Origin of the sequence: Streptomyces cyanogenus (genome assembly GCF_017526105.1) — a bacterium.
In the GTDB taxonomy this organism is placed as follows: domain Bacteria; phylum Actinomycetota; class Actinomycetes; order Streptomycetales; family Streptomycetaceae; genus Streptomyces; species Streptomyces cyanogenus.
This window is the reverse complement of record NZ_CP071839.1, coordinates 7,699,868-7,718,992: the sequence shown is the minus strand read 5'-3', so window position 1 is coordinate 7,718,992 and position 19,125 is coordinate 7,699,868. Positions and strand designations below refer to the sequence as shown.

Here is a 19,125-nt window from a genome sequence, read left to right as displayed (position 1 = left end):
GTCGCTTCCATTCACTCGCGGACACCCTCGTGCAGTCTCGATCTCCGGGCAGCCGGAATTTCCTAGTGTCGGGAGCGAAAGATGTGTGGGGACACTAGGGAATCACCGACCCGGCCCGGGTGACGCTGCCCGCGCCGGACGCACGCGCCCGGCGGCCAACCGCCATCGACCTCCGGAGTACCGCGTGCCCCTGCGATTGCTCAGGACGTACCTACGCCCTTACCGAACCTGGGTCGCGCTGACCGTCACCCTCCAGATCGCGCAGACGCTGGCGCTCCTCATGCTCCCCACGCTGAGCGCACAGGTCATCGACCGGGGACTGCTGGTGGGGTCGCTGCCCGGGATCATCTGGCTGGGCACGGGGATGCTGCTCGTCGTCGTGGTCCAACTCGCCGCGCGGCTGGGAGCCGAGTACTTCGCCGCTCGTGCTGCCACCGCGGTCGGCCGCGATCTGAGGTCGGCGATGTTCCGCCACGTGCAGCGGTTCTCCGCACATGACGTGGGGCGCTTCGGCACGTCCTCCCTGGCCACCAGGACACTCAACGACGTGCAGCAGGTCCAGACCCTCGCGGCCGACGGGCTGAGCAGCATCATCACCGCGCCGATCATGTGTGTGGTGAGCGTGGTGCTCGCGCTGCGCCAGGACGTGCCGTTGGCGCTGGTCGTGATCGTGCTGATCCCGGTGACGACGGTCGTGGTGGCGGTGATCCTGACCCGGATGGGCCGGCTCTACGACCGCATCCAGGGCGGCATGGACACCATCGGCCGGCTGTTCCGTGAGCAGATCACCGGCGTGCGCGTGGTACGTGCCTTCGTCCGGGACACGCACGAGCAGGAGCGGTTCGGCACGGCGAACACCGAGATGTTCGTGCTGACCCGCAGGGTGCGTCGGCTCGCGGCCGGCATGTTCCCGCTGGTGTGGCTGCTGGGCAACGGGTTCACCGTGGTGGTGGCGTGGATCGGCGCTAAGCGGATCGCCTCGGGCGCACTGCAGGTCGGAGCGCTGAGCGCGTTCCTCGGCTACATCGTGCTGGTGCTGACCTCGATGGTCATCGCCATGTACGTCATGCTCACGGTTCCGAGGGCCGCCGCTGCCGCGCGGCGCATCCGTGAGGTACTCGACACCGACCCGGGGATGGCCACGTCCTGCCAGCCGGTCGTGTCCGGGCCGCGGCCGGGGCACCTGGAACTGCGCGGCGTCGGGTTCCGTTATCCCGGCGCGGAGGAGCCGTTCCTGCACGACATCGACCTGAGCGCCGGGCCCGGCCAGACCGTGGCGGTGATCGGCGGCACCGGGAGCGGCAAGACCACCCTGTTGAACCTGGTGGTGCGGCTGTTCGACGCCACGTCCGGATCGGTGCTGGTGGACGGGGTCGACGTGCGTGATCTGGACGCCGGCACCCGGAGTCGCACCGTGGGTATGGTCGCGCAGCAGCCTTACCTCTTCGCGGGAACAGTCGCGTCCAACCTGCGCTGGGGCAACGAGAACGCCACCGACGCGGATCTCTGGCACGCGCTCGAGACCGCCCAGGCCCGCGAGTTCGTGGCGGCGATGCCGGGTGGGCTGCAAGCGGAGATCACCCAGGGCGGCACGAACGTCTCGGGCGGCCAGCGGCAGCGGCTCGCCCTCGCGAGAACCCTGCTGCGACGGCCCGGGATCTACCTGTTCGACGACTGTTTCTCCGGCCTGGACGCCGCGACGGACCTGGCCGTGCGCAACGCGCTGGCCCCGGAACTCGCCGACGCGACGGTGGTGATCGTCGCGCAGCGGGTGGACGCCATCAAGAACGCCGACCTGGTCCTCGTGCTGGAGGACGGCCGCGTGGTGGGCCGGGGCTCTCACGAGCAGCTGCTGACGGAGAACGGGACGTACAGGGAGATCGTGCGGTCCCAGCTCGACAACGTGGAGGAAGCGGCGTGACCGAGAAGAAGCAGGCCGCCGACCCGGGGGGAACCCTGCGGGCGATCGCGCGGCTGATGCGCCCGCACCGGACGGTCCTCGCCGTCACCGTTCTGGTGAGCCTCGCCGGTGTCGTGGTGAACATCATCGCCCCGCTCCGCCTCGGGCACGCCACCAATCTCATCGTCGCCGGCGTGGCCGGTGAGGCACTGCCGGCCGGGCTCACGAAGGGGCAGGCACTGGCCCGGCTCCGCGCGGAGGGCCACGGCACCCTCGCATCCGTGTACGACACGGTCGACTTCACGCCCGGTCGCGGCATCGACTTCGCGGCGGTGGCGTCGGTGTTGTCGACGGCGCTGGCCCTGTACGCGGCCGGGTCGGCCGCCAACTTCGTGCAGGAGCGCATGGCGGCGAACGTCGTGCAGGCGATCGCCCGGGACGTCAGGACCCGGGCGGAGGCCAAACTGGCCCGGCTGCCCCTCGGCTACTTCGACGGGCAGCCGCGCGGCGAGCTGCTGAACCGCGTCACCAACGACGTCGACAATCTGCAACAGGTGCTCCAGCAGACGCTCAGCCAGCTGGGCACCGCCGTAATGTACGCGAGCGGCCTCACCGCGGTGATGTTCGTGATCTCGCCGCTGCTGGCAGCTCTGCTGCTGGCGAGCCTCCCGGTGTGCGCCGTGATCGCGGCGAAGCTGAGTGCCCGGGCACGGCCGCGGTTCGCCGAGCAGTGGGCCGCGACCGGCGCCCTGGCCACGCACGTCGAGGACATGTACACCGGACACGCGCTTGTACGGGTGTTCGGACGGCAGGCCCACAGCGAGGCGGAGTTCGACGAGCACAACGAGAAGGCGTACCGGGCGGGCTCGGCCGCGCAGTTCCTCGCGGCGACCGTCGAACCCGCGCTGGGGTTCGTGTCGAACCTGAACTACGTCGCCGTGTCCGTCATCGGTGTGCTGCGGGTCGCCTCGGGCGCACTGTCCCTCGGCGAGGTGCAGGCCTTCCTCCAGTACACCAACCAGTTCAGCAACCAGGCCGGCCAGATCGGCGCGGTGGTCGGCAAGCTCCAGTCCGGCCTGGCCTCTGCCGAACGCGTCTTCGCCTTCCTCGACGCCGACGAGCAATCGGCCGAACCCACCGAACCGGCCTCGCTCGCCACCGTGTCCGGTCATGTCGAGTTCCACGACGTCAGCTTCCGCTACAGACGGGACCGTCCGCTGATCGAGAACTTTTCCTTGTCGGTGCCGCCGGGGACCACGGTCGCGATCGTGGGACCGACCGGCGCGGGCAAGACGACACTCGGCAACCTGCTGATGCGCTTCTACGAACCCGATGCCGGGCGGATCCTGCTCGACGGCGTGGACATCGCGACGATGAGCCGCGAGGCTCTCCGCTCGCGCATGGGACTGGTGCTCCAGGACACCTGGCTGTTCGAGGGGACGGTGGCGGAGAACATCGCGTACGGGCGCCCGCGGGCGACGCGCGAGGAGATCGTCACGGCAGCCAGGGCCATGCGGGTGGACCACTTCTTGCGGACGCTTCCGAAGGGTTACGACACGGTGCTCGACGAGGCGGCGGGCATGAGCGCCGGCGAGAGACAGCTCATCACGGTGGCGCGGGCGTTCCTCTCCTCGCCGTCCGTGCTGATCCTCGACGAAGCGACCAGCTCGGTGGACACACGCAGCGAACTGCTGGTGCAGCAGGCCATGGCAGGGCTGCGCCGGGGCCGCACCAGTTTCGTGATCGCACACCGACTGTCCACCATCCGCGACGCGGACCTGATCCTCGTCATGGACCGGGGCCGGATCGTCGAGCAGGGCACGCACGACGAACTCCTCGCCGCCGACGGCGCCTACGCCCGCCTGTACACGGCGCAGTTCGAAGCGGTGTCGGGAGACACACAAGGGGGTGCCTCCCGACAGAGCGGTCTCACCAGGTGATGCTCAGCTCGGGCATGGTCGAGAACAGCCGGTCCGTCTCGCGGTTCAGCTCGTCGAGCGGCACCGCGAGACGGATGGAGGGCGCTCGCTCGAACAGGATCGTGTAGACGGTCCGCAGCTCCATCCGGGCCAGGGGCGCACCGAGACAGTGCCAGCTTCCGTGCGCGAACGCCAGGTGCTGGTTCGGGCTGCGCGTGAGGTCGACGACCTCCGGGTTCTCGAAGGCCCGTGCGTCGAAGTTGGCCAGCGCGAAGTCCGGCAGCACGAGGTCTCCGGCCCGGATGGTCACCCCTGCGATCTCGATGTCCGCGTTGGCGTAATGGGGTTGCGCCCCGCCCCCGTGACTCGCGGTGCGCAGCATCTCCTCGACCACCGGCTCGATCAGCGCGTGGTCATGGCTCAACGCCTCTCGCAGCGCGTCATCGGTGGCCAGGCGAGCCACGCCGAACCCGATGTGCGTGGCGACGCTCTCGCCGCCGGCGAACAGCAGCATCGCGACCAGCGTCGCCACCCGCTCGTCGGTCTGTCCCGCGGCGACCAGTCCGGAAATCATGTCCTCGCGCGGTTCGGCCCGCCTCTGCGCCGCGATCCCGGTCAGGTAGGCGCCGAGGGTGGCATCGCCGTCGCCCGCGCCGAGGCCGGCCATCCGGTGCAGAAGTCGGCCGACCAGTTCCTGGTCGGCCACGGGGATGCCGACGAGCTCGCACAGCACTCGCATGGCCAACGGCCGCGCCAGCATCTTCTGCAGTTCCGCCGGGGGGTCGCCGGCCAGCATCGTCTCGACCAGTTCCGCCACGGTCGCTTCGACCTTGGGCTGCATCGCCCGCATGGACGTGCGGGAGAAGTACGGCGTGAGCAACGCCCGGATCTCGGCATGACGTTCGAACTCGGCCATGATCTGCTCGAAGACCGGACTCGGCGCGTATTTCGGTGCGTTGGCCGGGTCGGGATGCGAGCGGCCCAGCCTCCTGTCGACAAGCAGCCGCTTGATCTCCGAAGCACCCATGACCAGCCAGGCCTCGTCACCGGTGTAGGTCCTGACCTTCCAGATGGGCCGTTCCTCCTGCATCGCCCGCAGTTCCTCGTTGATGCCGAGCAGTGGCGCAGTCAGGGACGCCATCGAGGGAATGTTGTTTTCGGCCATGGTCATGGCTCGCGTCCTCTCCGCATGAAGGCCGGTAGCACCGGACAGTCTCACGAGGCCGTCGGCAGGAAATCCCTAGACAGCCGACGGACACCCGACGCGATGACACCGGGCGGGAACCGTGACGCTAATCACGTCGAGTTGCGTCGTGGATAAACGTGCAACTAGCCTTCGATACAAGAAGTATCTGGGCTGGAACCGATTTTCCGACGACTTCCGTCCGACACTGACGCTTCGTCTGACACTTCGCGCATCGGGGCTCCGGGTGATGTTGACCAGCCCAGCAGAAGCCACTGGCGCAGTCGTCTGACACCTTCCGACGAGGAACTTCATGCCAGATGCATTAGATGGTCCGACGGAACACATTTGGGCTGACATCAATCACTCGGTGCAGCAACGCACACCGTCCCGGTCGGCGGCCATGTTCCGTTCACTTTTCGAGCGTTCCGGAGTCGGAATGGCGGCGCTGGACTCGCACAGCAGGATCCGGCGGGCCAACGATGCCATGCTCGCCCTGCTGGACCGCGACACCTCCGAGGTCCGTGACATCGCGTTCACCGACCTTCTCCACCCTGACAGCCGCTCCCGGCTACGGGTCGGTTTCGATCAGCTCCGCCTCGGCCGCACCGGCCGTCTCACCGAGTACGTCAAGGTACCGCGTCCGGAGAACGCGGTGGGGGGCAATCTCACGGCCTTGCGGATGCGGGCCGACGCCCGCGCCGACAGCCCGCTCCTCGTACTGGTCCAGCTCGACCCTCCGACCCCCGAATGCCCGCCGGGCGGTGCCCGGCCGACCCTGCTGGGCGAGATGGAGGCCAGAATCCTCGAGAAGGTCGCCGCCGGTGCCTCCACCGTGCAGTTGGCCGGTCAGCTGCACCTGAGCTGCAAAGGCATCGAGTACCACGTCAGCGCCATGTTGCGAAAGCTGGACGTGCCCAACCGGCCGGCGCTTGTCTCCCGCGCCTACACGCTGGGCATCCTGAGCAGCGGCAGTTGGCCACCCCGGGTGCAGCAGGAGTACGTCAAAAGCCCCTGACGAGTCCGGCTGAAACCCCGAACCGACAGGGAGCGGAGCCGCCCGGCAGGCCATCGGGCGGCTCCGCTCCCTGTCGTCCTCTCAGGCCTGTACGTAGGCCGACTGCACGGTGGGCGGCCAGCTGTCGGTGGTCAGCAGGCCCATGGAGTAGGCCTTCGAGGCCAGTTCGGTTCGGTTGACGGCCTTGAACCTGCGCAACAGAGCCGTGATCCGGTACTCCACCCCGCCCCGGCTCATGTGCAGAACGGTGGCCAGCTTGCCCGTGGACATCCCTGCCGCGACGCCTTCCAGGATCTTGGCATCCATCGGGACGAGCAGCATTCCACGCTGAACCATTGCCTGCGCCTCGCCGACCCGGGAAGTCCGTCCCACCAACACCAGAATGGAATCGACCTCACCGAGTGACCTGACCACCGATACGGCGATCAGTTCACCGAACAGCAGCGCACCGTCCTGCCTGACCGCGATGAACTTTCCCCCGACACGGTCACGCTCACCGGCGCTGAGCAGTTCCAGATCGCGGCCTATGGATCGTCGTACCGTCGGATGCAGGAACGCCGAGAACGGACGACCGTAACTGTCCTGGAGGTTGCGGCCGAACTGTGCGAGGAAGTCGATGTTGGCTTCACGCAGGCACAAGGAACGATCCAGCGTGGCCATGCACAGCCCTGACTGCTCGAACATCAACCGGAATATCTCACCGTACTCCGCTCTTTGTTTCGTCGCGGTGGACGAAACATGGGCCACCGCCGTGGCACGCGTTTCGTCAATCACGGTGTGAATCCTTGACGTCCTCCCGGATGATGCGCTCGACGTTCCGCTCCGCCAGCGCCGTGATGGTCACGAACGGGTTGACGCCGATGCTGCCGGGTATGAGCGAGCCGTCGGTCACATAGAGGTTCTTGTATCCGGTGACACGGCCGTAGTTGTCGGTGGCCCTGCCGAGGACGCAGCCGCCGAGCGGGTGGTAGCAGAAGTCGTCGGCGAAGGCCTTGAGCCGCTTGCCGAAGAGGTCGTACCGGTACATGGTGGTGTTGGCCTTGTTGATGCGGTCGAACAGCGACTTCGCGGCCGCGACCGCGGGCGCGTTCTGCTCCCTGGTCCAGCGCAGGTCCGCGCGATCCTTGGCGGCGTCGTAGACGAAGGTGCCGCGCTCCGGGTTCTTGGTGATGGCCAGGTACAGGCTGACCCAGGTCTCCAGGCCGGCAGGCATGGGGGCGATCTCGGCGAAGACAGGGTGGTCGGGGTTGTCCCAGTCGTCGATGCCGAGGGCGGGGATCGACGACTGCCTGGCGCCCGTCGGGTTCCACACGTGATTGGCCCGGGCGGTCATGACGTTGCCGTTGGGGCCCCAGCCGCCGCCGATCTCCGAGTTGAGGTTCGCGAGCGTGCCGGTCTCCCGGGCACGCAGCAGCAGTTCGGTCGAGCCGAGGCTACCTGCGCCGAGGAAGAGGTGGCGACAGGAGATCTCCTTGGTCGCGAGCAGCTTGCCGCCGTCGTCCTTCTGCTCGACAGTCAGCAGGTAGGTGCCGTCGCTGCGCTGCCGGATCGTCTTGACCTGGTGCAGGGTCTCGATGACGACGTTTCCGGTGCCGAGGGCAGCGGCCAGATAGCTCTTGTCGAGAGAGACCTTGCCGTGGTTGTTGCCGTAGATGACCTCGGCGGTCAGCGCGGACCTGGGCACCGTGCCGTCCGCCTCACGGCGCATGTAGTCCCAGTCGTACACGTTGGGCACGAAGGTGGTGCCGACGCCCGCCTTCGCAGCCTGCTCACGCCCGACACGCGCGTACGTGTACCACTCCGTCTGCTCGAACCAGCCCCTGTCGATGTTCTTCACGCGGAGGCCGGAGTTCGCGCGCGGGAAGTACGTGCTGTACATCTCGTCGGCGTCGACCTGGGGCAGCACCTCCTCGAAGTACGAGCGCCGGGGCGTGACCGCCATGCCACCGTTGACGAGCGAACCGCCGCCGACACCGCGTCCCACGTACACGGACATCTGGTCGAAGTTGACCCGGTCCAGTACACCGGCGTAGGGCTCGATGTCCCGGTTGGCGACGTCGAGCCACAGGAAGGAGCCGAGCGGAGCCTCGGTGCGGGTCTTGAACCAGCTGGAGCGCTTGTCGGGCTGGAGCATCCCGCAGAAGACGTCGCCGTCGGGACCCGGCTGGTTCCACAGCCGGCCCATCTCCAGCATCAGGGTGGATACTCCCGCCTCGCCGAGACGCAGGGCGGAGACGGCCGCGCCGTATCCGGTGCCGACCACGACAGCGGGGACGAACGTGCCGTCGGAGACACCGGCCGCGGGGGCGGCGGCGGCCCGGGGGGCCGCGGTGATCGTGCTCTGCCCTGCGAGTGCGGCGGCGCCCAAGGCCGCCAGACCGAGCATGCGGCGGCGCGACAGGGACTGGTGTGCGTTCATGTGCTGTGCTCCTGAGCGGTGAAGGCGGGGAAAGGGAAAAGGAGGAAGAAGAGGAACCCGCAGGCCGGCCGGGCCTGTGCGGCCTGGTGTGTGTCCGGTGAAGTGCGAAGGCGGTCGCCGACATCCGGATCGGGTTCGCGGACGGTGCGGAGGCCGGGCCATGGGCGGACGGCCACTCAACGTGCGGAAGAGGGCGTGAGGCACGGTTCGCTCACGGGCGGACCCACGCTCACACGTGCGTCCTCGGGCGTGCGCCGGGCCGAGCGGCAGCCGGTGGAACGCGGCCGGTCCGGGCCGTCCCGGACCAGGGACCGCGGGCGGGCACCGGTGAGACGCCTCACCACGGCGCGCGGACTCGCTCCAGCCGTCCTGCCCTGTCGCCGGCGGGTGACCGGCGACGCGCGCCCGCGCCCGTTCACCTCACGATGTATCGACGACCTCGGGCGGCCGAAGCAGCGGTTTTCCGCCAAAGGCACTGTGAAGGCAGCAATTCCGAGAACAGGTCCTCGGACGCGTCATCGAACCAGCCGGTGAACTGCCGGCAAATCCCGGTTCACCTGCTGGACGATCAGTGCGATATCGAGGCCTGCCACCCACAGGCCCGGAGCTGCACGTGCTGTACTCAGCAAGAAAAGGCCCCCTGTCCGAAATTGAGCACGAAACGGTCCGAAGGCCGGTGTGCGGTCGTCGGACCGTCCGCAGGGGCGTCATCGGCCCTGGACCAGCAGTGTCTCCGGACACCGGAATCGTGCGTCATCACCCTTGCAGGGTCCTGGTCGAGCCACTGACGGCCCCTTGCCGTCGGCCGCCGCCCTTCTTCCGCCCCCTGGACGGAATCCTTGCCCAAAGCCTGCCGATTTCTTGCCGATCGGAGCGAGGGCGGGGCCCGTGACTCGCCGAGTCGGCGCGTCCGCCAAACCTGGGACACCGTCTCGCGCGTCACTCCGACCGCGGCCTCCCGTGGCTCCGCCGCGGCCTGCGCGGTCGACGATCCCCCGGCGTACCTACCCAGCGGTATCGGCCATCAACGTGCATGCACGCGCAAAGGCCACCTGTCATGACCGCGGGTAACACCATTACGGTTTCTTCATGATCAGTTCTACCCAGTACCCACTCCTCCGCGATGCAGCCGAAATCGCCGACGGCACTTCACCGCTGTCGACCGTCGGCATCAACTCCGGCCGCGGCTGAACGATGGGGACCGTCATGCCCGTACCCCCGACCGCGAACGGGTCACCCACGAACACCAGCCAGGCCGAGCCCTTCCTGAGCGTTCTGGGACCCATGTCGGCGCACCTCGACGGACACGACATCCCGCTCGGCCCGCCGCGCCGACGGACGCTGTTGGCCCTGCTGCTCATCCGTCTCGGCCGCGTAGTGCCTACCGAACTGCTCGTGGAGGAACTGTGGAGCGACGGAGCGCCCCGGCACGCCGTCGCCACCCTGCAGAGCCATATCTCCCATCTGCGCCGATCACTGCACGCGGCGGCGGGAGCGGGTCGCCCCTCGGTGCTGCGTCACAGGACACCCGGCTACGTCCTCGACCTCGATCCCGAGCACGTCGATGCCTGCCGCTTCGAGCGTCTGGTCACCGACGGACGGCGGCTGCTCAGGCAGAGCGATCCGCGTACCGCGCAGGCCCGGCTCACCGAGGCCCTCCGGCTGTGGCGCGGTTCGCCGTACGCGGAGTTCGACAGCCATCCGCCGCTCAGCGACGAGTGTGCCCGACTCGAACAGATCCGGCTCACCGCCGTGGAGTCCCGCGCGGAGGCGCGGCTGGCTCTCGGCGCGGCCGAGGAGGTCGCCGCCGATCTGGACGGCGAAGCGCGGCGTCATCCCACACGCGAGCGACTGGTCGGCCACCTCATGACAGCACTGTCCCGACTCGGCCGACAGGCCGAGGCGCTGGAGGTGTACGAGCGGACGCGCAGCCTTCTGGCCGAGGAGTTCGGTGTCGACATCGCGGCCGAACTGCGCCAGGTCAGAGACCTGATAGTGCGCCAGGAGCCGGGAGCGAGCGCTTCTACCGAGAAGCTTCCTCCCCCACAGCTCGCGTCCACCGGCCCCTCTCCTGCGCCGCCGGTGAGGAACGAGACCGCAGTCGGCGCGCCACCGGGCTCGGCAAGCTCCGACGGCTCCGACGGCTCCGAGGAAGGCAGCACGGCCGTCACGGATCGCGGGCACGGCAGGGCCGTGGCGACCGACGACGCCCTCGCGGCAGCCGGCTCACCGTCGTCCGTCGGACGCGACGGGAACACGGGGACCGACGCGCGCCCGAAGGCGCGGGCCGTTCTGCCGCCCGGGGCACGGGCGGACGCCGACGGCGCGCAGGACGGGAGAGCACGGGGGCGAGGCTTACCCTGGCCGGCGTACGAGCCGGCAACTGCCCCGGGAGCCGACGCATCCCCGGAGCCCGCGTCGGGGCGGACGGCTGCCCCGTCACCGTTCACCGGCCGAGGCCAGGAACTCGACCGTCTGACGGCCGCTGCCGCGAGCGCCGCCGTGGGCCACGGCCACGCGGCCGGCGTCCTCGGCCCCCCGGGCGTCGGAAAGACCCGCCTGCTGCTCGAACTCGCCGCACGTCTGGAAAGCACGGAGGGGCAGCAGGAGAACACCGGGCTGGAGGTCGTCTGGAGCCACTGCTTCCCCGATGAGGGCGTCCCCGCCTACTGGCTGTGGACCCAGGTCCTGCGGCGGCTGTCCGCCACCCGGCCGGACGCCTTCCGTGAGGCGACACGACCGTACGACGCCCTGCTCGCCAGGCTCATGCCCGAACGGTCGGCGGCCCGGACCGCAGACCCCTGCGTGTCCGCCAACGGGCCCCAGGACCTCTTCCTCGCCCATGACGCCGTCTGCGAAGTGCTGCTCGACCTCGCCGGGCGACACCCGCTCGTGCTGCTCCTCGAAGATCTGCAATGGGCGGACACCGCCTCCCTCGACCTCCTCAGGCTGCTGCGCACCCGGGGCCAGGGCCATCCGCTCGGGATCGTGTTCACGGCCCGGGAGTACGAGGCCGAGTCGGACGGGACGCTGCGCCGGATCGTCTCCGACGTGTTACGCGGGCCCAGAACCGAGACGCTGCGGCTGGGCGGGCTCTCCCTGCACGGCATCGCCGACCTTGTCGAGGCACATGCGGGGTCCGGTGTGGACCCGAACGTCGTCGAGGTACTGCACCGGCGCAGCGAGGGCAACCCGTACTTCGTGATGCAGTTGCTCTCCCTCGTGGGCGACCCGCGCAGACTCCGTCGCCCGGACGCGGCCGACGCGCTCCTGGCGCACATTCCCACCGGCATTCGCGAAGTGCTGCACCAACGGTTCGCCGCACTGCCCGAGCCGGTGCTGCGGTTGCTCCGGCTGTGCGCCGTCATCGGCACCGAGGTGGACACCGACCTGCTGCACCGGACCGCCACGCCCGACGAACCGGTCGCCACCGGTCTCGAAGCTGCCCTGCGCGCCGGTCTGCTCGGGGAGGAGCCGCATGATCCGGGGCGACTGCACTTCGCTCACGCCCTGGTCCAGGAGACGCTCATCGACGAACTGCCCCGTGCGGACCGCCACCACCTGCACGCCAGGATCGCCGAGGCGCTGAGCGCACGCCGGAGCGGGCAGATGGGCGACGAGGAGCGGGTGGCGCATCACAGCTGGCACGCCAAGAGCGTGCTGCCCGCCGCCCAGGTGCTGCCCCGGCTGCTGCTCGCCGCGGAACACGCCGAGCTGTCCATGGCGTACGAGCAGGTGGAGATCTGGCTGCGCCGCGCACAGCACCTGATCGGGTTCCTGCCGCCGGACGATCCCGCCACTGTGCGGCTGGAGCAGAAACTGCACATCCAGCTCGGCCAGGTACTCGCCACCACGCGCGGCTACGGAGACCGCGAGGCCGAGACGGCCCTGACACACGGTCGCGCCCTGAACGCGGCTACGCAGGCTCCCGAGGATCCGTCGGTGCTCTGGGCGCTGTGCGCGGCGCACCTGGTCACCGGCCGCTACGACACCTCGCGGCAGCTGTCCGGCCTGCTGCGGGACATCTCGCGCCAGACCTGGGAGCCCGTGGCGGCGCTCGGCGCGGCCTACGGTGAAGGCATCGTGCTGCATGTGCGCGGAATGCTGCCGCAGGCGCTCGTCCAACTGGAGCACGCCGTCGACACGGCGGACCGTGTGGCCGACGAGGGCCATGTGCTGGCACGTACCTTCCAGCACGACCCGCGCGTCTCGTGCCGCTCCTACGACACCTTCACCCACTGGCTCCTCGGGAACCGGCAGACCGCCGATGCGCGCCGGCGGGAACTACTGAGCATCACCGAGTACGAGAGCAGGCCCTCCGACCGCTCCTTCGCACTGTACGTGGACGGGGTCGTGGCGGCCTGGGAGGGTGACGTCCACACCGCGCTCACCTCCAGCGACGAGGGGGTCCGGGTCGCGGGCGAGTACGGACTGCTCTACTGGAAGGCGATGCTGGGTGTCGTCAAGGGGTGGGGCCTGGCGCAGGCGGGAGACCACGACGAGGGCCTGACCCTCATGCACACCTCGCTGGCCGAACTGGGTCGGTCCGGGACGTACGTACGCTACCCCCTCCACCTGGGCCTGCTGGGGCAGGCGCAGGTGGACAGCGGGCGCGCCGAGGCGGCGAGGACCACCTTCCGCACGATGCTGGCCGCGGTCGGACAGCGCCGTGAGCGTGTGTACCTCCACCCCGCACTGCCCGCGACCCCGCTGCTGCACGAACTGCTGGGCCGGGGTGCCGACGAGTGGCTCGACCCGACCGGTTCCCTGTCCCCGTGAGGCACCACTGCGGGATCCCCGGCAAGCGGTGGCCCGGGCCGTCCGGCTCCCGGAGAGCCACCGCTCGCGCGGTCGCGGACGTCGCCGCACGGCGCTGCCACCGGCGCTTCGAGGCCGGAGACACCCACGGGAGAACAGTGCTCCCCATCGTGGAGCGCGGCGCCGTCCGCGTCACACCCGCCGCTGTCCCGCACGACTTCGCCGACCGGCGGAGCAGTGGGTGGTTGCGCTTGCCCCGGCCTCTCGCGATGCCCTTGGCCGTTGCGCCGGCAGGACGTGCCGGGCCGTTCCGGACGGCCGTCGAATGCGTCCGGCGTGGCATTCGTCTGAACGGCGGTGCGGTCCGTGGTGATCCAGTGCTGTGCGGACAGGGCGCAGGAGCGCTGCGCGTGCTGGTGGTCGGTGACGTGATGTGTCGCTGCCGCCAGCACGACAGGCTCCGCGGCGGCGTGCGGGGCGACGGTGTAGTAGCCGCCCGCCTGGTGATCAGACATCGGCAACGGCTACGTCACATCACCGTGAGACCAGGCACGTGGCCGGCCCCACGGTGACCGCACCGCAGTTCCTCAGGGCCGACAGGACGGCCGGACGCTGAGCAGCTCGGTCCGCAGGACGGGCGTGCCGTCCACAGGCGCCGGGTCCTGCGTAGTCGGCTCGATCCCGCCGGCAGCGATCTTGTCGAGCGTCTTCAGACCGGCGGTACCGACCGTGCCGAACACCGTGTAGTTCGGTCGCAGCGCGGAGTCGCCGTATACGACGAAGAACTGCGAACCGTTCGTGTTCGGCCCGGCGTTGGCCATCGCCAGCAGACCGCGCCCGTAAAGGCGACGGGCGCCGGTCGGATCGCTCGGTGCCGGCGGCAGGTCCACCGGCAGCTCGTCCTTGTACGCGTACCCCGGCCCACCCTCGCCGGTGCCGGTCGGGTCGCCACACTGCAGGACCTTCAGCGTCGGATACGCGGTCAGCCGATGGCACACCGTACGGTCGTAGAACCGGTGCCGCGCCAGGTGCACGAAGCTCTGGACCGTGCACGGCGCCTTCGCCCGGTCCAGACGCAGCGGGAGCGGGCCCTGGCTGGTCGGGACAGCCATGTCGACCGTGCCGTGACCGGGGGTGTGCCGCGGGTCGGGCGGCAGGTGAACCGGCCGCGCCGCCGGCTCGTTCGGTGTCTGGGTGTACTGACAGGGACCGTGCGTGGTGCGCGCCGGGGCATCGGAAGCGGAGGCGGTGGTGCTGCTCCCGCACACGGCCAACACTGCCGCCGCCCATGCGGTCATGAGAGCTCGGTTCATCCTGCGCACCCTCCAAAAGATCGTCAGATTTCGGAGCGGTCGCAGTCTAGAGCGCGGCCCGGCGGCCGAGTACCCGTCCGCAGGCCACGTTCCCTCCCCCAGCCTCGGGCCTGGCCGCAGGCCACCTCGTTCGGACCCGGCACAGGGTCGTCGGGCCGTTCAGGGCATCCACCCGGTGCACGACGGACGCTTCTGACGGCGAGGGCAGCCTTGAGCTGGTTGATCGACTATGTGTGGGCCCAGACCGCCATGTCCTTGGCGCGTTTGTACATCCGAGCGATCTGCACCGGTCCATCGACTGAGTTGGCCTGGGCACGCGCCCGCCCGCTCGGCACCGCCCGGGCCGCGTTCCGGGCGGTGCCGAGCGGGTCCGACTTGCCGCGCCGGCGACGGTCGGGCCTGTCGGGTCGGTTCACGTCGAACACTGCTACGTCCTGGGCCAGCGGGTAGCGGGACAGGGCCGTCGCGAGGGAGCCACTCCCCTCGGCTCCGGCCCGCCGCACCGTGCCCAGCCCCTTGGCCCACTCCAGGGATTCGCTGTATCCGGCCCCGATGTCCGGGAACACCTCGATGCTGATCACTTCCCCCACCAGAGAGAGCCCGGCAACCACAAGACGTCCCGGCACCTCTCCACTCCCAGGACCGCCACCCCCGTTGGTCGGCGTCCGCGGTTACGGGAGGCAGGGCACCCCGGTCACAGATCTTCCAGGGAGTTCCGGAGCCGGCATCCAGCATGTTCTGCTGGCCCGGGCCCGGGAGCCCTGACCTGGGGAAATCGGCAGGTGCTGTCCTGCGGCGCGGTCTGGCGATGGATCATCCTGTCCCGCTCTCCGGGTACCGTCAGGGTATGAGTCATCCACACCCCGAACTGAAAGCCGCCCCGCCCCTTCCCGAAGGAGGGCTGCGGGTCATCGCCCTGGGCGGCCTGGGTGAGATCGGCCGCAACATGACCGTCTTCGAGCACGCGGGCAAGCTGCTCATCGTCGACTGTGGCGTGCTGTTCCCCGAAGAGACGCAGCCCGGCGTGGACGTGATCCTGCCGGACTTCACCTCGATCCGGCACCGGCTGGACGACATCGTGGCCGTGGTACTCACCCACGGCCACGAGGACCACATCGGCGGCGTGCCGTACCTGCTGCGCGAGCGGTCCGACATTCCGGTCGTCGGCTCCAAGCTGACGCTGGCGTTCCTGGAGGCCAAGCTCAAGGAACACGGCATCCGCCCGCGCACGGTGCGGGTGCGGGAGGGCGACCGCCGTGGCTTCGGGCCCTTCGACTGCGAGTTCGTGGCGGTCAACCACTCCATCCCCGACAGCCTCGCGGTCGCGATCCGCACCCGGGCCGGGATGGTGCTGCACACCGGCGACTTCAAGATGGACCAGTTCCCTCTCGACGACCGCATCACCGATCTGCGCGCCTTCGCCCGCCTCGGCGAGGAGGGCGTGGACCTCTTCCTCACCGACTCCACCAACGCCGAAGTACCCGGCTTCACCACCTCCGAGCGAGAGCTGAACCCAGCGATCGAGCAGGTGATGCGCACCGCGCCGCGCCGGGTCATCGTCTCCAGCTTCGCCAGCCACGTGCACCGCATCCAGCAGGTCCTGGACGCCGCCCACCAGCACGGCCGCAAGGTCGCCTTCGTCGGCCGGTCGATGGTCCGCAACATGGGCATCGCCCGTGACCTGGGCTATCTGAAGGTCCCCTCCGGTCTGGTCGTGAGCACGAAGGAGCTGGAGAAGCTCCCGGATCACAAGATCGCTCTGGTGTGCACCGGCTCCCAGGGCGAACCGATGGCCGCGCTGTCACGGATGGCCAACCGCGACCACATGATCCGCATCGGCAAGGACGACACCGTCCTGCTCGCCAGCTCCCTCATCCCTGGCAACGAGAACGCCATCTACCGGGTGATCAACGGACTCACCCGGTGGGGCGCCCACGTGGTCCACAAGGGCAACGCCAAGGTGCACGTCTCCGGACACGCCAGCGCCGGCGAACTCGTGTACTGCTACAACATCGTCAAGCCCCGCAACGTCATGCCCGTGCACGGCGAATGGCGCCACCTGCGGGCCAACGCCGACCTCGCCATTCGTACCGGTGTCGACCCCGACCGGGTCGTCATCGCCGAGGACGGCGTCGTCGTCGACCTGGTCGACGGGCGCGCATCCATCACCGGCAAGGTCCCCGCCGGCAACGTCTACGTGGACGGCATGGAGGTCGGCGGCGCCACCGAAGCATCCCTCAAGGATCGCCTCACCCTCGCCGCCGAAGGCGTGGTCACGGTGGTGGCGATCGTCGACGCCGACACCGGCGCCCTCGCCGAGGCCCCCGACTTCCTGGCCCGGGGCTTCGTCCACGACGAAGCCACCTTCGAGCCGGTCATCCCCGTCATCGAGAAGACCCTGGCCACCGCAGCCGAGGAAGGCGTCGGGGACGCGCGGCAACTCGAACAGCTCCTCGCCCGCGCCGTGGCGAACTGGGCGTTCCGCACCCACCGCCGCAAGCCCCTCATCATCCCCGTCATCATCGACGCCTGAGCCCGGCCCGGCAGCCGGTCCCCGTTCCCGCCGCGGCACCGCCCGCGACGGCAAGGTCCCTCAGCGGCCTCGTCCGCCTGCCGTGCATCGGGTGCCTCGGGTTCGGGCGTTCTGATCAGGTCGATGTCTTCGGCTGAGGCTCGCGGCCCTCGGCGCGCAGTTGCTCGTTGATGCGCTGCGCCTCTTCGAGCTGGTCTTCGAGGATGACGATGCGGCAGGCGGCCTCTATGGCGGTGCCCTGGTCGACGAGTTCGCGGGCGCGGGCAGCGATGCGCAGCTGGTACCGGGAGTAGCGGCGATGGCCGCCGTCGGATCGCAACGGGGTGATCAGGCGGTGTTCCCCGAGGGCACGGAGGAAGGCAGGGGTGGTGCCGAGCATCTCGGCGGCGCGGCCCATGGTGTAGGCGGGGTAGTTGTCATCGTCGAGAGGGCCGACGGGACGGGAACCGGCAGGCGGCATAGACCTCTTCTTTCGGGGACGCGTCGGGGGGCCCGGGTGCCAGTACGGCACCCGGGCCCCGAGCTTTCAACACCATCTACCGGCGCACTGCGCCGACCTTCTTTTTCCGCAGGTGCCGCCTGGGAGGGCGGGGCTGCGGGGATCGCGGATGCGTGACCGGGGACCACCTTCCAATCCGGGGCCTTGCGGTACCCGGGCGGACTGCTTCCTCGCCCGGGCGATCCTGATGGCGTTCTGCTCCTTACCTTTCGATTACACGGATACCGCGGGTACTGCTCACAGCCCTGCTGGGGCCGTGTCCTTCTGGTCTGCCTGCACAGCAGTTCGTGCCTGCTGTGCTCACTTCGACTTCTGGTTACGAAGACAACGCTAACCCTGTGACAGCGGAATGTCTACTGTCGCCATGACAGTTTTTCTGCATGGTGTGTACGTCTGCTTCTACCGCAGACGCACCAGGAAGAGTGCCCGCTCGAATGGCGGCCCCCCCTTCCTGCACAGCAGTCCTCGGTGGGACCGGCCGAGGGCCCGGATCAGGACGGCTCTCCGACTGGAGAAACCTGCGAGACGTGGCGACCGCTTCCCGGCGGAGGCGCGGTGGCAGCATTCAGCGATGCCGGCTCGTCGATCACGCACGCCTGCTTCGAGGGCCTCGGTATGGCGAGGTCAGCGGCGAAACCGACCGGGACAGTGCCCCTCGCTTCTCGATGCCTCGGCGGCGTCACGATCATGGACTTCAGCGGCGTCAACACCCTCCACCCACCGAATCGCGCGAAGCGCCGGGGCCGACTACGACTGGCAGTGCCCGGTGCCTCCGTCGCACGCTCTTCCAGATCGCCGGCCTTCGGTGAGGGAGAGGCCGCCGGCCCAGGCGATCCCCTCGCCAGGGCAGGCCGACGGCGCAGACGGAGCGCGCCATGCAGGCGAAGCCGGTGCCCGGCGAACCGGGCACACCGCGTCACTCCGAAGGAATACGAAACTCGAATTCGGGACGGTCCCACAGGACGGCGGGCGGGTTCGCGAGGGCGGTCCCGGTCCGTATGGCACCGACGCGGTGGTAGAAGTCCTCGGCGGGACGATGCGACACGACCTTGACGCGATCGAGCCCGGCGGCACGGGCCTCGGATTGCATGTGCTCGACGAGCAGTCGTCCGATACCCCGTCCTTGCGCTTCGTCGGCGACGAACAGCAGGTCGAGCTCCGGTGGAGCGAGCACGAGCGAGTAGAACCCGAGGACCCGGCCTCCATGCTCGTCGGAGCCGACGGCGACGTAGGCGCGGTGGGCCTCGATGTAGTCAGGACCGACTCGGTAGCCCGCGACTGCGGCCGCGTACTTACCCTCGTAGGCGCCTGAGCCACGCACGAGCCGTGTGAGCCTTTTGGCATCCCGCGCGACGGCCCTCCGTATGGTGACCTGCTGACTGATCGGCGAGGTGCGTGAACTCATCGGGAGAGTATGTCGCACCGGGGGGTGCCTTCGTTCCGAGGGGTCGGCAGGCGTTCCTGCACCGCTCTCGTCCTCGCCCGGTTGCAAGCCCGGACACCGGCCCCTGGACGCTTCGCCGGACCAGCGCCGGAACCCACCTGGGGAAGAAGGTCCTTTGATCCCTGCCCTGGGGGCCCTG

12 protein-coding genes are annotated in these 19,125 nt (G+C 69.3%); 5 read left to right on the top strand and 7 right to left on the bottom strand.

Features of this window, described 5'->3' with window-relative positions; all coding sequences use genetic code 11:
- The first annotated feature begins 184 nt into the window (after positions 1-184).
- Positions 185-1,921, top strand: coding sequence for an ABC transporter ATP-binding protein (locus S1361_RS34400; protein ID WP_208035750.1), 1,737 nt, complete (start codon positions 185-187; stop codon positions 1,919-1,921).
- Entirely contained in the window at positions 1,918-3,840 is a 1,923-nt protein-coding gene (locus S1361_RS34395; RefSeq protein WP_243769403.1) for an ABC transporter ATP-binding protein, read from the top strand. The genes S1361_RS34400 and S1361_RS34395 overlap by 4 nt, the downstream gene beginning before the upstream one ends.
- Here the strand turns inward: S1361_RS34395 and S1361_RS34390 are convergent.
- Positions 3,830-5,038, bottom strand: a complete 1,209-nt coding sequence (locus S1361_RS34390) for a cytochrome P450 (protein ID WP_208035749.1) — start codon at positions 5,036-5,038, stop codon at positions 3,830-3,832. The two genes, S1361_RS34395 and S1361_RS34390, sit on opposite strands and share 11 nt — an antisense overlap.
- A 277-nt stretch (positions 5,039-5,315) precedes the next feature.
- Here S1361_RS34390 and S1361_RS34385 point away from each other — a divergent pair, with 277 nt between their 5' ends.
- Positions 5,316-6,020 (top strand): LuxR C-terminal-related transcriptional regulator, encoded by a 705-nt coding sequence (locus S1361_RS34385; RefSeq protein WP_341829357.1) that lies wholly within the window; start codon positions 5,316-5,318, stop codon positions 6,018-6,020.
- An 81-nt stretch (positions 6,021-6,101) separates the two neighbouring features.
- Here the strand turns inward: S1361_RS34385 and S1361_RS34380 are convergent, their stop codons facing one another.
- Together S1361_RS34380 and S1361_RS34375 are read right to left on the bottom strand one after the other, a co-directional pair.
- The gene (locus S1361_RS34380) at positions 6,102-6,794 is read right to left on the bottom strand and encodes a LuxR C-terminal-related transcriptional regulator (RefSeq protein ID WP_208035747.1); all 693 of its coding nucleotides are present in this window, start codon (positions 6,792-6,794) and stop codon (positions 6,102-6,104) included.
- A complete protein-coding gene (locus S1361_RS34375) occupies positions 6,787-8,439 on the bottom strand; it encodes a GMC oxidoreductase (protein WP_208035746.1) in 1,653 nt (550 codons plus the stop codon). The genes S1361_RS34380 and S1361_RS34375 overlap by 8 nt, the downstream gene beginning before the upstream one ends.
- A 1,206-nt stretch (positions 8,440-9,645) precedes the next feature.
- On the opposite strand from S1361_RS34375, the gene S1361_RS34370 reads away from it, so the two are divergent.
- A complete protein-coding gene (locus S1361_RS34370) occupies positions 9,646-13,218 on the top strand; it encodes an ATP-binding protein (protein WP_208035745.1) in 3,573 nt (1,190 codons plus the stop codon).
- A gap of 566 nt (positions 13,219-13,784) precedes the next feature.
- On the opposite strand, the gene S1361_RS34365 is transcribed toward S1361_RS34370, so the two are convergent.
- Both S1361_RS34365 and S1361_RS34360 read right to left on the bottom strand, forming a co-directional pair.
- Positions 13,785-14,309 carry a peptidylprolyl isomerase gene (locus S1361_RS34365; protein WP_243769401.1) on the bottom strand — a complete coding sequence of 175 codons (525 nt, stop codon included), beginning with the start codon at positions 14,307-14,309 and terminating at the stop codon, positions 13,785-13,787.
- Between the two features lie 428 nt (positions 14,310-14,737).
- Complete coding sequence (locus tag S1361_RS34360; RefSeq protein ID WP_208035743.1) at positions 14,738-15,091, bottom strand: hypothetical protein; 354 nt, start codon at positions 15,089-15,091, stop codon at positions 14,738-14,740.
- 266 nt (positions 15,092-15,357) lie between these two features.
- Here S1361_RS34360 and S1361_RS34355 point away from each other — a divergent pair, with 266 nt between their 5' ends.
- On the top strand, positions 15,358-17,043 hold the full coding sequence (locus S1361_RS34355; protein WP_208035742.1) for a ribonuclease J: 1,686 nt from the start codon (positions 15,358-15,360) through the stop codon (positions 17,041-17,043).
- A 115-nt stretch (positions 17,044-17,158) separates the two neighbouring features.
- Here the strand turns inward: S1361_RS34355 and S1361_RS34350 are convergent, their stop codons facing one another.
- Positions 17,159-17,503, bottom strand: a complete 345-nt coding sequence (locus tag S1361_RS34350) for a MerR family transcriptional regulator (RefSeq protein ID WP_208035741.1) — start codon at positions 17,501-17,503, stop codon at positions 17,159-17,161.
- 955 nt (positions 17,504-18,458) lie between these two features.
- Positions 18,459-18,947 carry a GNAT family N-acetyltransferase gene (locus tag S1361_RS34345; protein ID WP_208035740.1) on the bottom strand — a complete coding sequence of 163 codons (489 nt, stop codon included), beginning with the start codon at positions 18,945-18,947 and terminating at the stop codon, positions 18,459-18,461.
- Positions 18,948-19,125: the final 178 nt, after the last annotated feature.

Coding starts and splice junctions, on each gene's coding strand:
- S1361_RS34345 (WP_208035740.1), bottom strand. CDS start 18,947: ATGAGTTCACGCACCTCGCCGATCAGTCAGCAGGTCACCATACGGAGG.
- S1361_RS34365 (WP_243769401.1), bottom strand. CDS start 14,309: ATGGCTGTCCCGACCAGCCAGGGCCCGCTCCCGCTGCGTCTGGACCGG.
- S1361_RS34355 (WP_208035742.1), top strand. CDS start 15,358: ATGAGTCATCCACACCCCGAACTGAAAGCCGCCCCGCCCCTTCCCGAA.
- S1361_RS34385 (WP_341829357.1), top strand. CDS start 5,316: ATGCCAGATGCATTAGATGGTCCGACGGAACACATTTGGGCTGACATC.
- S1361_RS34370 (WP_208035745.1), top strand. CDS start 9,646: ATGCCCGTACCCCCGACCGCGAACGGGTCACCCACGAACACCAGCCAG.
- S1361_RS34350 (WP_208035741.1), bottom strand. CDS start 17,503: ATGCCGCCTGCCGGTTCCCGTCCCGTCGGCCCTCTCGACGATGACAAC.
- S1361_RS34375 (WP_208035746.1), bottom strand. CDS start 8,439: ATGAACGCACACCAGTCCCTGTCGCGCCGCCGCATGCTCGGTCTGGCG.